This is a genomic window from Sorangium sp. So ce887 (assembly GCF_051521455.1).
In the GTDB taxonomy this organism is placed as follows: domain Bacteria; phylum Myxococcota_A; class Polyangia; order Polyangiales; family Polyangiaceae; genus Sorangium.
In genome coordinates, this window is record NZ_CP150354.1 from 3052536 (window position 1) to 3064814 (window position 12279).

Annotated in this window: 13 protein-coding genes; 8 read left to right on the forward strand and 5 right to left on the reverse strand. The window is 71.0% G+C overall.

What is annotated here, in order from left to right; all coding sequences use genetic code 11:
* Positions 1–51: 51 nt before the first annotated feature.
* On the reverse strand, positions 52–1977 hold the full coding sequence (locus WMF36_RS11630; RefSeq protein ID WP_437579668.1) for a hypothetical protein: 1926 nt from the start codon (positions 1975–1977) through the stop codon (positions 52–54).
* Positions 1978–2044: 67 nt separating this feature from the next.
* Positions 2045–2908 carry a protein phosphatase 2C domain-containing protein gene (locus WMF36_RS11635; RefSeq protein ID WP_437579669.1) on the reverse strand — a complete coding sequence of 288 codons (864 nt, stop codon included), beginning with the start codon at positions 2906–2908 and terminating at the stop codon, positions 2045–2047.
* A 427-nt stretch (positions 2909–3335) separates the two neighbouring features.
* Between WMF36_RS11635 and WMF36_RS11640 the strand changes: the two genes are divergently transcribed.
* From WMF36_RS11640 to WMF36_RS11650, 3 genes are all read left to right on the forward strand, one after another.
* Positions 3336–4034, forward strand: coding sequence for a DUF2238 domain-containing protein (locus tag WMF36_RS11640; protein WP_437579670.1), 699 nt, complete (start codon positions 3336–3338; stop codon positions 4032–4034).
* Positions 4035–4103: 69 nt separating this feature from the next.
* Entirely contained in the window at positions 4104–4292 is a 189-nt protein-coding gene (locus WMF36_RS11645) for an RHS repeat-associated core domain-containing protein (RefSeq protein WP_437579671.1), read from the forward strand.
* 276 nt (positions 4293–4568) lie between these two features.
* Positions 4569–5045, forward strand: a complete 477-nt coding sequence (locus tag WMF36_RS11650; RefSeq protein WP_437579672.1) for a hypothetical protein — start codon at positions 4569–4571, stop codon at positions 5043–5045.
* A 435-nt stretch (positions 5046–5480) separates the two neighbouring features.
* On the opposite strand, the gene WMF36_RS11655 is transcribed toward WMF36_RS11650, so the two are convergent.
* The gene (locus tag WMF36_RS11655; protein WP_437579673.1) at positions 5481–6170 is read right to left on the reverse strand and encodes an NUDIX hydrolase; all 690 of its coding nucleotides are present in this window, start codon (positions 6168–6170) and stop codon (positions 5481–5483) included.
* Positions 6171–6453: 283 nt separating this feature from the next.
* Here WMF36_RS11655 and WMF36_RS11660 point away from each other — a divergent pair, with 283 nt between their 5' ends.
* On the forward strand, positions 6454–7293 hold the full coding sequence (locus WMF36_RS11660; protein ID WP_437579674.1) for an STAS domain-containing protein: 840 nt from the start codon (positions 6454–6456) through the stop codon (positions 7291–7293).
* 62 nt (positions 7294–7355) lie between these two features.
* Here the strand turns inward: WMF36_RS11660 and WMF36_RS11665 are convergent, their stop codons facing one another.
* Positions 7356–8870: a L,D-transpeptidase gene (locus tag WMF36_RS11665; protein ID WP_437579675.1), complete on the reverse strand. Its 1515-nt coding sequence runs from the start codon at positions 8868–8870 to the stop codon at positions 7356–7358.
* A 50-nt stretch (positions 8871–8920) separates the two neighbouring features.
* Complete coding sequence (locus WMF36_RS11670; protein WP_437579676.1) at positions 8921–10318, reverse strand: WD40/YVTN/BNR-like repeat-containing protein; 1398 nt, start codon at positions 10316–10318, stop codon at positions 8921–8923.
* A gap of 182 nt (positions 10319–10500) precedes the next feature.
* Between WMF36_RS11670 and WMF36_RS11675 the strand changes: the two genes are divergently transcribed.
* The 4 genes from WMF36_RS11675 to WMF36_RS11690 all read left to right on the forward strand — a co-directional run bounded on the left by WMF36_RS11675 (position 10501) and on the right by WMF36_RS11690 (position 12220).
* A complete protein-coding gene (locus WMF36_RS11675; RefSeq protein ID WP_437579677.1) occupies positions 10501–10632 on the forward strand; it encodes a hypothetical protein in 132 nt (43 codons plus the stop codon).
* 48 nt (positions 10633–10680) lie between these two features.
* The gene (locus tag WMF36_RS11680; RefSeq protein ID WP_437579678.1) at positions 10681–11190 is read left to right on the forward strand and encodes an RNA polymerase sigma factor; all 510 of its coding nucleotides are present in this window, start codon (positions 10681–10683) and stop codon (positions 11188–11190) included.
* Positions 11180–11728, forward strand: a complete 549-nt coding sequence (locus WMF36_RS11685) for a hypothetical protein (RefSeq protein ID WP_437579679.1) — start codon at positions 11180–11182, stop codon at positions 11726–11728. The genes WMF36_RS11680 and WMF36_RS11685 overlap by 11 nt, the downstream gene beginning before the upstream one ends.
* Positions 11729–11809: 81 nt before the next feature.
* The gene (locus tag WMF36_RS11690; RefSeq protein ID WP_437579680.1) at positions 11810–12220 is read left to right on the forward strand and encodes a DUF2809 domain-containing protein; all 411 of its coding nucleotides are present in this window, start codon (positions 11810–11812) and stop codon (positions 12218–12220) included.
* Positions 12221–12279: the final 59 nt, after the last annotated feature.

Genomic DNA, 12279 nt, shown 5'->3' on the forward strand with positions numbered 1-12279 from the left:
CTCTCCTCTCAGGCGGCCCGCGAGCGCGGGCCGATCAGCTCAACCATGGATTCACGCGATGCGAAGCAAGGTGATCGACTGCGCGTCGACGACGAACAGGCCCTCGGGCCCGACGAGCAGCCGGGAAGCCTGCGTGACGAACGGCTCGGTGCCGGGGAACTGCCGCGTCTCCACCAGCGCTCCCCCTCGGACCTCGACGCGGACGATGCCGCCGTCGGTCGCCGAGAGCAGGAACCCCGACGCCGCGCACTTGCCGGTGAGCGCCCCGAGCCACGAGCCGCCTTCCCCCTCGCCGTCGGCCATCGCCTCGACCGCGCCGTCCTCGCCGACGACGATGCACCGGTGCACGGTCCGGCCGGCCTGCTCGGCCGCGAGGAAGAGCCAGGCGCGCCCGCGGCCGGTGCGGGACGCCGCGCCCGGGCCCGCGTCGAACACGCACGTGGCCGAGGTGAGCTTGCCGCCGGGGAAAGGCAGCTTGACCGTGTCCTTGAGGCCCGGCCGCTCGGCGTCGAACACGAACGCGATCGAGACGTTCCCGGCGCGGTAGAAGCCGAGCCCGAAGCGGGGACCGACCCAGAACACGGTTTGCCCGGCGAGGACATCGCCCATCGGGACGGCGTCCGCCTCGCCCGACAGCGCGGCGGCGCCCGGCCTGCCGCTGCGCAGGAGCTGGCCGCCGCGCGTCCAGTAGCGGGTGCGCTCGCTCGCGTCGAAGATGGGCCTCGTCCCGAGGCAATCCACCTGGATCCGCTCGGGCGCCGCCCCCGGCGAGAGCACAACGAGCTCGCCGCCCCGGCCGATCAGCGTCGCCCTCCCGTGCACCGCGAACCGCATCGCGGGGTGAGGCGCGCCGGACATCACGAGCGACCCGTCCTCCCGCAGGAAACGCCCGCCCTCGTTCACGAGATAAGAGAGCCCGCCCGGCCCGACCGACGCGGCGAGGATCACCCCGCGCGTGCTCAGGATCCGCGTCGCGAGCACCTCGCCGTGGACCACGGTCGACTCCTTCACCGCGGCCGGCGCGGCGCCCGCGCAGGTCGGGCAGGCAGGGCGCGCGTGCTCGACGCCGCACGACGGGCACCTCGTCCACGCGAGCGCCTCGATCAGCCGGCGCGGGAACACGCCGCGCTGGTCCTGGACGAAGACGCGGTACAGCGCGTCCAGGAGGTCGTCCGGCAGGACGCGGTAGGGGATCGCCGGCTTCGGATACCGCACCTCGCGGTCGAACACGGTGATGCGGCGGAGCGGCCTCGCGCACTCGGGCACGCGCGCCGACGCGGACCGCGGCCGGAAGACGCCGCCATAGGGCCCCACGCAGAGCAGGCTCTGCATGGCCATCACGGCGAACGCGTACCAGTCGGAGTCCGTCGAATAAGGCCTCCCCAGCATCGGCCGGGGCAGGGAAGGGTCGCAGAGCAGCGGATCGACGAAGCGCTCGGTGAACACCTGACACAGGAACGGGCCGAACTGGAAGCTGTCGGCGTCGATGACGAACGCCTCGCCGCCGGCGACGAGGACGTTGAGATCGTTGAAGTCGCCGATCACGACGCCCCGGCCGTGGATCGCCTCGACGGTCCGGTGGAGCCCCGCGAGCACCCCGGAGACCGCGGCCGACGAGAGCCCGCCGTGGCGCATCGACGGCTCGCCGTACCGCAGGAGCGGCTCCGCGCCGCGCACGAGGCGCATGGCGTAGCCCACGAGGCGCTTCCTCGCCTTGTCGGTCGCGAGCTCGACGGGCGCGATCACCTGGCCGGGCAGCGCGCCGGGAAAGGCGCGCAGCTTGTCCTGGTGGCGCTCGATGCGGTCCTGCGCCGCGCGCTGCTCGGCGTCCTGCCCCGCGTAATCCGGGTGATCGGGGGTCTTCCAGACCTTGAGCGCCCGGCCGTCGCCGAGGTCGAACACGTCCGCCTCTCCGCCCTTGCCGATCGAGGCCTTGGGGTCGAGTCGAACTCGCTTTGCACCAAGATACACGTCCACCTTCGCCTCCTTTGGGCGTTCGAAGCCCCGCGCTATCCCCCGTCGTGACGCCGCGCAGGGCGGCGCCTCAGGCGCGCGCGCTTTGCGCCCTTCGCACGACGATCAGGGTCGTGTCGTCGCGCAGCAGCCCGCCCTCGCGCTCCAGCCGCTCTTCCTTCCACACAGGCCGCGTCACCGTGCGGTTGATGAGCGCGAGCCGCCTCCTCACCGCGTCCGGGTTGCCGAAGGTGCGGTCGTCCTCCCAGAACCTGGAGAGCGGGCCGACCTCGCCGCCGCCGCCCGGGAGCTGACGGGACGACGACTCCAGGAGATCGAGCGCGCCGTCGGTGCCGAGCAGGGCAGTCCGGAGGGCGCTCGACGGGAAGGCGCGGTGCACGGTGAAGCGCGGCGCCTCGCCGCCCGGCGGGCGATCGAGCAGGCCGTACGCGAGGTACGGGGGCTCGTTCCTCGGGAAGGGGCCGAGCCGCAGGAGCTCGTCGCCGAGGGCGATCAGGCCGTCGCCGAGGGAGAACGCGCACGCCGTGTCCCCGGAGATCGCGAGGCCGACAGCGGTGAAGAGGAAGTAGGTCGACACGACCTCGGCGAGGCTCCCGCCCATGCCGCCGGCGATGGCCCGGAGCGGCGCGAGGGTCCCGAGCCGCACCTCTTCCCAGGTGTCCGGCGACGCGACGTCGGCGCCCCGCCGGAGCGCGCCGAGCACCTGCTCGGTCACGAGCCGGGCCCCGAGCGCCGCGCCCACCTCGCTGCGCGCGCCGCTGCCGCAGCCGTCGCAGACCACCGCGGCAAGACAGCCGCCCTCGGCCCGGAAGGCGTAGGCGTCCTGGTTGGGCCGCCCCACCGCGAGGTGGTCGGTCCCGGTCACGGTGCCGCCGGCGATCTCGAACGGCGAACCTCCTCCCACGTCCGTCAAGAAAGCGACCTCGCGAGACATGGACATCCCTTCTGCGCCCGGCGAGGGGGCGCTGCGGCCGGACATCGGCCCGTCAGAGCGCCACACGCGCGGCGCTCCCGGCGTCAGAGCTCCGCCATCGGCGCCGGCCCTGGGGGCCTGAACGCGGCGAGCATCCGACTGTTCGTGTTATCTATACACTAAGCTTAGTGTTCGCTGTACACCTTGTCAACCCTGGGGGGGCGGAATGCGCGAGGCGCAGCGCCTGGGCACCGCGCGCTGGCACGCGTTGAAGGGGCTGCCTTCACCGAAGGGGCTGCCTTCACCCACCGCCAGCCTGCGGGGCTCCTCCTCGTCGGCGTCACGGCGCTGGTCACGATCGCCGCAGGGACGGTACGGTGGGCGCGTCGCGGCGCCGCGAGGCTGACCGATCGACGGGAGGGGTAATGAACCGCAACCAGGAGAGCGCATGACCACCACGACCGATCTCTCGAAGCCCGAGCCGAGCTCCGACGCGCCCCGTACGACGGCGGAGCACGCGAAGCTCCCGCTCATCCTGCTCGCCGTCCTGACGATCATCAGTATCGCCACCGTGTGGAGCCCCGCGGCCGGACGCACGAGCTGGATGCTCGAGGTGGGCCCCGGCCTCGCCGGCGTCGCCGTCCTGATCGGCGTCTACCGGCGCTTCCCGATGTCCCACATCGTCTATTGGGGTGTCTTCCTCCACATGCTGATCCTGATCTACGGCGGCTATTACACCTACGCGCTCACCCCGCTCGGCAGCTGGGCCAAAGAGGCCTTTCATCTGAGTCGCAACCATTACGATCGCGTCGGCCATATCGCGCTCGGCTTCTTCCCCGCGCTCACGATCCGCGAGGTGCTCCTTCGGCGGACGCCGCTCCGCCGCGGCGGCTGGCTGACCTTCCTCATCCTCTCGGTGGTCCTCGCGATCGCCGCTTTCTGGGAGCTCCTCGAGTGGTGGGTCACGCTGCTCGTCGCGTCCGACGTGGGGCAGGCCTTCCTCGGCTCGCAAGGCGACATCTGGGACGCGCAGTGGGACATGGTCCTCGCGCTGATCGGCGCGATGGTCGCGCTGCCGCTGCTCGGCGGGCTCCACGATCGCTCGATGGTGCGTGTCCCTGGGCTGATCGAAGGGGCGCCGCGTTGACCGCGGTCGAAGCCGCGATGAGCTCCCCCGTGCCGGCCGACGCCGCGTGGAGATCCCTTCCATGAGCTTGTGCGCTTCGGGGTCCGGGACTACGATCCGGAGGCGGGAAGGTGGTTGAATAAGGATCCAATTGGGTTCGTGGGTGGGGATACGAACCTGTATGCGTATGTCGGCGGGGATCCGGTGAATCGGATCGATCCAAATGGGATGGATCCCGGCGATCGTTACGAATCCCCTCTAGAGCGACAAACGGGTTGAAACCCCAAAAAACAGGAATTTCACAGGGAGGCGAGGAGGCGGGGAGTGAGAGACGGCGAGAGGGAAAGATTCTCTTTTTTTTTTTTTCCTCCCCGCCTCCTCGCCTCCCTGTGAAAATTCTCCGGGTTTCAACATGATTGGTGTTCTGGGCTCATCGAGTTTTGGGTATCGCGAATACACGTCGTTTTTGGCGACGCCTCACGGACGTATCGGCATATACAGGGGCGACCATAAGCCGTGGTAATCCCCTCCAAGCTCTGGCTACGGAGTGCCGTGATGTCTCGTCATGTGACTGCGATCCCGGTGTTACTTGCCATTGCGGTTGCTGGTTGTGGAGCGGATCCAAATCGTGTCGCATCCAAGTCGCCGAGCCCAGAGTGCTCGTTCGGAACGCCGGATCCGACCGCCGTCGCCACAGACCTTGACCAAGTACTTGCTGATCCCGAGAGATTTGCTGGGCGACGTGTACGGCTTCGCGCCTTCTTGATGAACGAATTTGAAGATCACGGTCTTTATATCAGCGATGTGAGCACAAAGAAGCCAACCCTTGGCGGCAAGCGTGCGCCGCGTTGTGACGTGCGAGCCCTCGTTCCGCCCATGAAGGCGTTGTGGTGGGACGCCGCCGGAACGCCGGGTGCCGGGTGTAATCGCAGTCTTGTGACGATCGAGGGAATCTTTGACCCTTGCGAAGGTGGGCATATGTCGTTGTTCTCCGGCGGGCTGCACAATGTGAACTCTATTCATTCGGAGTAGAACGATCCCGGCCCTGGTTGGTGATGGCCGCGACGCCCGAGAGGGGCTCAACGCTTGAAGCAACCCATTGTGGTCGTTAAACCTCGCCATCCGACGGCTATCCACACGCCATACAAGCAACCCGATCCGACTCCTCCGCCATCTCGTTCAGCTGGAACGCGCAGGGGAGCTGCACGTCGCTCAGCGTGCACAGCGGGTCGCGCTTCCTGCCCTGAGCCATGCATCCCTGGTTGCGCGATGTTGTTCTGATCGGAGCAGGGGTCGCCGCGGGGACGCTCGCGGCGACGCTCTGCTGGGCGTCTGTTCGCTGACCTGAGGTCGGTCCAGGGTAGCCTGGGCATCGTCCACCAGCAGATCGAGAGGCAGAATGCCCGGTGCGCCGAGAGCGCGCCTGGCAAGGTCGACATGGACGCGCCGGGCGCCGCCCGCCCCGCCTCAGATCTCGAAGCTGAACCCGTCCTTCTCCAGCCGCTCGTACTTCCGCCTGTCGAACCGGTAGAGCCGCGCCGCGCGGTGGGCGACGTCCTGCTCGACCTCGTCGAGCTCCACGAGCAGCCCGGTGCCGAGCGCCTTCTTGCGGAAGTTGCGCTTGTCGAGCGGGCGATCGAGGATCTTCTCGTAGAGCCGCTGGAGCTGCGACAGCGTGAACTTCGGCGGCAAGAGCTCGAACCCGACGGGCCGATACCGCACCTTGCCCTTGAGCCTCTCCAGCGCCATCGAGAAGATCTCCTCGTGATCGAAGGCGAGCGCCGGGGTGTCGTCCACCGAGAACCACGCGGCCTCGCGCGCGTCGGTCGCCGCCTTGACCCGGTGATCCCCGAGCTTGACCAGCGCGCAGTACGCCACCGAGACGACGCGCTCGCGCGGGTCGCGCCCGAGCGCGCCGAACGTGTAGAGCTGCTCCAGGAACACCCCCGAGAGCCCCGTCTCCTCCGCGAGCTCCCGCCGCGCGGCGTCGTCCAGCGCCTCGTCGACGCGCACGAAGCCGCCAGGGAGCGCCCACCTGCCGCGGAACGGCTCGAGCTCCCGCCGGATGAGCAGGACCTTCAGATCCTCCTCATCGAGGCCGAAGACGACGCAATCCACCGTCAATGCCGGCCGTGGGTGCTCGTACGCGACGGACATCCGAACCTCCGTGTAACTTCTACACGAGGCTTAGTGTGTACATTACACCATGTCAACCCGCGCCCCGCAGCGCCGGCTCTGCGGCGCGGGAGGCGCGCCGGCACGGGGGACTCCATGCCTCGATTCTCTCACCGGACATCGCGTGTGAGAAGGGCAGGCGAGCTCAGCGAGCTGTGCGATGTTTCCCCCGGTGGGGTCACGAAACTCGCCGGCCACGGTCGACAAACGCTCGACGGCCAGCGCGCGCGCGGGATAGAAAGCTCTCATGGTGGGGGAAGAGAAAATGACCACGGCAGGGGCGGAGACGCGGGAGGAGCTCGAGGCGAAGCTCCGGGAGGCGCAGCTGCTCCTCCGCGCCATCCTCGACTATCTCCCGATCAGCGTCTGCAAGTACGACCGCGTGGGCACCTTCACGTTCCAGGAGGGCAAGGGGTTGGAGCGAGTCGGCGTGAAGCCGGGGCAGCTCCTCGGCGCGAACGTGCTCGAGCTCTATGCGGACCACCCGGAGGGCTCGGAGGGGATCCGGCAGGGGCTCGCGGGGCGAGCCTCGCACGGCGTCCTCGACGCGCTCGACACCGTCTGGGACACATGGTTCGTCCCCGTGCGCGACGAGCGCGGGGAGCCCGATGGCCTGATCAGCATCAACCTGGACGCCACCCAGGCGACGCAGCGAGAGAACGAGCTCCGGAGCAAGCTCGATCTCATCGAGAAGCAGCAGAAGGTCATCCGCGATCTCTCGACGCCCATCATCGAGGTCTGGGACAAGGTGCTGACTCTGCCCATGGTGGGCGTGGTGGACAGCCTGAGGATCTCCGAGGTGATGGATAATTTGCTCTCGGCGATCGTGAACAAGGACGCTCGCTTCGCGATCCTCGACCTCACCGGCGTCGATGCGGTCGACACGCGGACCGCCGGATACCTCATCGAGATGATCAAGGCCATCCGGCTCCTCGGCGCGGAGGGAATCATCACCGGGATCCGGTCGAACGTGGCCCAGACGATGATCGCGCTCGGGCTCGACCTCTCCGGGGTCACGACCGTGGGCAACCTCCGCGCCGGCCTCAAGCTCTGCATGCGGCGCATGGCCGCGGAGCACGAGGCGGCCAGCGCGCCGGTGAAGTAGCGGCCCGTAGAGGCGCCCGCGAGGCGCGAGCGAGCGAGTTACCCACGCTCGGGCCGCGGCGGTCAGCGGTGGATCACGAGGCGCGTCGACGGGTCCTTGCGCGTGACCTGGACCGCGTACCACCCCTCCGGCACGGGGGGATCGGTCCAGTGGAAGAGCCACTTCGCGTCGACCGGCGAGAGGTTCACGCACCCGCCGCTCTGCCCATCTCCCCAGTTGTTGTGCCAGTACGCCGCGTGCAGGAGATACTTGCTGAAGAAGTGCTGGCTCCACGGCACTTCCGCCTCGATCCAGTCGTCCGCGTTGACGTGGGGCGTGATGAGCGTCTTCGTCACCCACTTGCGGTTGATGTGGTACTGGCCGAGCGGCGTCGTGGAGGGCGGCACGAACGGCTCGGGGCTCTCCGACCTCTCCGGCTCGTCAGCGCCGTTGCGCCCGGCCGAGATGAGCGTCGCGAAGACGGGCCGGTCGTCCTCGTACGCGATGAGCCAGCCGTCGAGCGCCGCGATCTCGATCCACGTGTTCCTCGGCCCCTCGGCCGGGGGAGGGGGCGCCTCGCCGCCGAGCTGGATCCGGCGTCCCCACGGGTTCCGCGACTTCCGCGGCTTGACGACCACCGCATCTCGCTCGAGCACCCAGCGCCCGTCGTCGCGGGTCTCGAGATAGGTCAGCTTGCCGGCGCGCTTCGATTGGCCCGTCAGCCCGACGCGGTCGAGGCGCTCCCACACGGCGTCCGTCTTCTCGAGCTGGTTGTCCTCGGTGAGGCGGTACTTGGGGCGCGGCTTGCGGCGAAAGAACGCGAGGGGGAGCCGCACGTCGGGGCCGAGGTGGACCCCCTCGAAGGTGGCGGGCTCATAGGGCTTCACCTTGTCCTTCGGCACGAACGTCAGATCCGACGCCCAGAGCCACGTCGCCCCGCCGGCCTCGACCTCCTTCGTCCATGCGACCGACGACCGCGGGCGGACCTGGATGTGCCGCAGATCGTGGATCCCCGCGGGCCACGCCGGCGCGTCGATGCCCTCGACGTTCAAGAGGCGCTTGAGCCCGAGCGACTCGCCGTAGAGGTACGGCAAGGGCTGATCGACCTGCGGGGCGTGGGCGAGCAGCGTCTTCAGCATGGGATCGGCCGCGTCCAGGGTGGCGCGCTCGCCGTCGACGCAGACGTACCCGCGCGGCTCCACGGCGTAGAACGCCGGGCAATCGCCGGCGCCGCGCAAGGGCTCGGGGCTCTTCAGGCGGACCGAACCGCCGATCGAGAGATAGCCGATCCACTGGGCCTTCGGCCTCGGCGCGGACCGGATCCACACCTCGCGGCTCTTCGAGTACACGCGGGAGGGACCCGCCGGCGCCGCCTCCGCAGCGGTGGGCGGGGCCCCGGCGGCCGGAGCCTCCGGCGGATCGAGAGCGACGGCCGGCGCGACGGCGCCCGGGGGGCCTGCAGGGCGCCCGCTTTCGGGCTCTGCGACCGCGACGCCCGCGCTCCCGGCCGGGTCGGCGCCCGAGCCGGCGTCGTGCCGCGACGGCGTGCACCCGAGGCAGAGCACGCCGAGGGCAGCGAACCACGAGCGGCCGGACATAGGCACGGCACCCTAGCACGCCGAGCCTGCCCGGCAGAATGATCTGCCAGTCAGAGCCTCCGGCGGAAAAGGCCGTTCGCGCCGAGGAGCGCGTGGGCGCCGGCGTAGACCCAGCGCTGCTCGTAGTCGACGGCGAGCGACTCGACCTGTGCTCCGAAGAAGCCGAGCGAGCGCCAGCTCCTCCCGCCGTCGGTGCTGTGCAGCACGCCCTCTCCCGAGCAGCCGATCACGAGCTCTTCCTCCCGCTCCGGGTTCACGCTCACGGCCGAGCCCGTCGTGCACGGCGCCGCCTCGACCTGCGTGTGCTCGCCGTCGACGGTCACGAACCATGCGTCGCTCATCGGTCCGCCGTGCACCAGGATGTACGCTCGCGTCGGCCCGAGCGCCGCGCGCGCGGCGAAATCGGGGACACCGCGACGGTCGAGCTCGCGCCAGCGCTCGCCGCCGTCCTCCGAGACCAGCCACCGCGAGCCCACGACGAGGCGGCGGTCGCGGAAGGCGGCCAGCGCCGAGCAGCGCGCGATCTCCGGCGATGCGGTCCAGCCGTCGCTGTCGTGGGGGCTCCGGTAGAGCCCGTCGGGGTAGGCCGCGAGCACCTGCCGTTCGTCGACGGCGAGGCCCCGGAGGAAGCCCTCCTTCGGCAAGGCGACCTGGTACCAGCCTCGCCTGGCCTCGTCGAAGAACGTGAGCGCGTCCCCGTCGCTCGGCGCCATCCAGATGCGCCCGCCGGCCGCGTCCTCGACCAGGCTCGTCCCTGGATGGCCGGGCAGGTGCAGGCTGTCCCAGGAGCGGCCGCCGTCGCGGCTCGCGTGGCTGCTCTTCTCCTCGCCCTGGGTCGTGGCGAAGAGCGCCCCCCGCCTCGTCAAGAGCACGAGGGGCGAGTCCCACGTGGGCCCCGAGCCCAGGGGTTCCCAGCCGGCGTCCGCCCGCGCGATCCCCAGCGCCGCGCGCGCCGCGCTGCTCGCGTTGACCCCCGCGAACCCGAGCACCAGGGGCCAGGCGACCCAGGGCGGGAGCGGCGAGCCCTTCGGCCAGAGCGCGAGCAGGCTCCCGCCGAGCATCAGCGCCCCGAGGAGGAGCGCGACGGCCAGCTCGCCTGTGTGCGCCGTCCGCGCCGCGAGGCCCGTTCCCAGGAGCAGCGCCGCCGCTCCGAGCAGGAGCGACAGCACGCCGCGCACCTGATGGACCCGGACCTCGAAGTCCCGCACGGCGCGCTCCGCCGCCTCCGGGCCGAGCGCGGCCCGGCTCAGCGCGACGAGCAGGCCGCCGCCGAGCACCAGGGCGAGGCCCGCCGGCGCCTGGGCCCACCGCGCCTCCCCGAGCAGCTGTCCCACATCCGGATCGAGGGCGAACCCGAACCAGCCGAGCGCGGCGTTCGCGATGAAAAGGACGCCAGCGACGACGAGGACGATGCCGGCGGCGAGGGGGAGCCGAGCCAGGGAGCGCAAGCGCAACCGCTCGTATGCCGGGCGGGATACGGCCGCAACGGCCGGCGCGTGCATGGGTTCGGTCGCCGGGATCCCGGTCGCCGGGATTTCGATCGCGCGGGTGTCACGCTCGCCCCCGCTCGCGCCTAGAGCCGAGGAAGGCCGGTGAGGACAGCCGGCCGGAGAAGAAAAGGAGAGCTCCCATGCGTCGTTGGCTCAAGGTGACCCTGTTCGCGGCCGTCCTCGGAATCCCGTCGCTGGCCTATGCTGGCACGCAGCTCGCCGGCGGTTGTCCGTGCGCGGATTGTCCGTGTCCGGACTGCCCCTGCGGCTGAGGACCCAGCCCGTTGGAACTGCGCGCGCGATCGCTGCTCAACGCGTCGATGAGACGCCTCGCCGACGGCGATCGCGCGGCGTTCGAGCCTGTCTATGCCGCCCTCTGGCCGGCGATCAGCGCGTTCTGCCGCCGCATGCTCGGCGGCGGCGAAGCGGACGCGGAGGACGCGGCGCAGCAGGCGCTCCTCAAGGTGTTCGATCGCGCCAGCTCGTTCGATCCTGAAGCGGACGCGCTCACCTGGGCGCTCGCCATCGCGGCGTGGGAGTGCCGCACGGCGCGGCGGCGGCGGACCCGGTCGAGGGAGGCGCCGGACGAGCTCATCCCCTCGGTCGCGGCCGACCTGCCCACGCCGGAGGACGCGGCGATCGCCCGGGATCTGGACGACGCGGCGCGCGAGGTGCTCGGCACGCTGGCCGAGGCGGATCGCGAGACGCTGAGGGCGACCCTGCTGGAGGGCGATCGCGATCCATCGGTATCGGGCGCGGCGTTCCGCAAGCGCCGCGAGCGCGCATTTGCCCGCCTCCGGGAGGCGTGGAGGAGGATCTATGGAACCTGAGGCGCTCGCCGGCCTGAAGGAGAGGGCCTATCGTGCGTACGAGCGCGGGAGAGCGCGACAGGCCGCCTGGGCGGCGTCCCCGACGATCGCCGTGGCGCTCGTCGCCTCGCTGATGAGCGACCGTCCGCTCACCACCGCGATCCTCGGCGCGGCGCTCTACGTCGCCGCGGCGCTGCTGTCGTGGCGGGGGCGGGAGCTCGGGCGGGGCGTGCTCCCGGGGGTCGCGGCGGGGCTCGTGCCCTTCGCGATGGCGCACGCGGCGCGCGCTTACGGCCACCTCTGCACGCCGGCGGGGTGCGCCTCCATCTGCGTCCCTGCCTGCCTGGCGGGTGGGGTCGTCGCCGGCGTGGTGCTCGCGCGTGCGCTGCGCCGGTCGGACCGGCTCGGGGCCTCCTGGGCCTCGGCGTGCGGCGTCGCCGCCCTGACGGGCGCGCTCGGCTGCGCCTGCGTCGGCTTCGGCGGCGTGCTCGCCCTCGCGGCGGGGCTGCTCACCGGCACCGCGCCGCTCGCGCTCCGGCCTGCGCGCGGCGGCGCGTGAGGTGGCGTATCGCCTCGGCGAGCGCGACGTGCCGTATCGACGACCCCGCGGCCCGGGCTGGAGGGGTGTATGCTGGGCGCCGTGGAGGATACGGCGCACAGCCCGGAAGCTGCTCGCAAGCGCGTCGCGCTGGCCCTCCTCATCGTCGCGGTCGTCCCCGTCGGCCTGATCGCCCGGTTCCACGGCGGTCCGATCTGGCTGCGCAACGGCGCCGGCGCGGCGCTCTACGAGGTCGTGTGGATCGCCGCGGCGCAGCTCGTGTGGATCTCCGCCCGCACGCACCGGCTGGCGCTCGCGGTCCTCGCCGCGACGTGCGTCATCGAGCTGCTGCAGCTGAGCGAGCTGCCCTGGCTGTGGGCCGCGCGCAGCACCACCCCGGGGCGGCTCCTGCTCGGCGCGAACGGCGGATTCGATCCCGGCGACTTCGCGCTGTACGGCATCGGCTGCGTCCTCGGTTATGCGCTCTGCCGGCCGCTCCGGGCCTCCCGATGACGCAACGCCGCGCCGCGGCGGTGCGGCGGTTGCGCTGCGCGCCCGGAGGGACCAGGCTG

Coding starts and splice junctions, on each gene's coding strand:
- WMF36_RS11635 (WP_437579669.1), bottom strand. CDS start 2,908: ATGTCTCGCGAGGTCGCTTTCTTGACGGACGTGGGAGGAGGTTCGCCG.
- WMF36_RS11650 (WP_437579672.1), top strand. CDS start 4,569: ATGTCTCGTCATGTGACTGCGATCCCGGTGTTACTTGCCATTGCGGTT.
- WMF36_RS11655 (WP_437579673.1), bottom strand. CDS start 6,170: ATGTCCGTCGCGTACGAGCACCCACGGCCGGCATTGACGGTGGATTGC.
- WMF36_RS11640 (WP_437579670.1), top strand. CDS start 3,336: ATGACCACCACGACCGATCTCTCGAAGCCCGAGCCGAGCTCCGACGCG.
- WMF36_RS11680 (WP_437579678.1), top strand. CDS start 10,681: ATGAGACGCCTCGCCGACGGCGATCGCGCGGCGTTCGAGCCTGTCTAT.
- WMF36_RS11665 (WP_437579675.1), bottom strand. CDS start 8,870: ATGTCCGGCCGCTCGTGGTTCGCTGCCCTCGGCGTGCTCTGCCTCGGG.
- WMF36_RS11660 (WP_437579674.1), top strand. CDS start 6,454: ATGACCACGGCAGGGGCGGAGACGCGGGAGGAGCTCGAGGCGAAGCTC.
- WMF36_RS11685 (WP_437579679.1), top strand. CDS start 11,180: ATGGAACCTGAGGCGCTCGCCGGCCTGAAGGAGAGGGCCTATCGTGCG.
- WMF36_RS11675 (WP_437579677.1), top strand. CDS start 10,501: ATGCGTCGTTGGCTCAAGGTGACCCTGTTCGCGGCCGTCCTCGGAATC.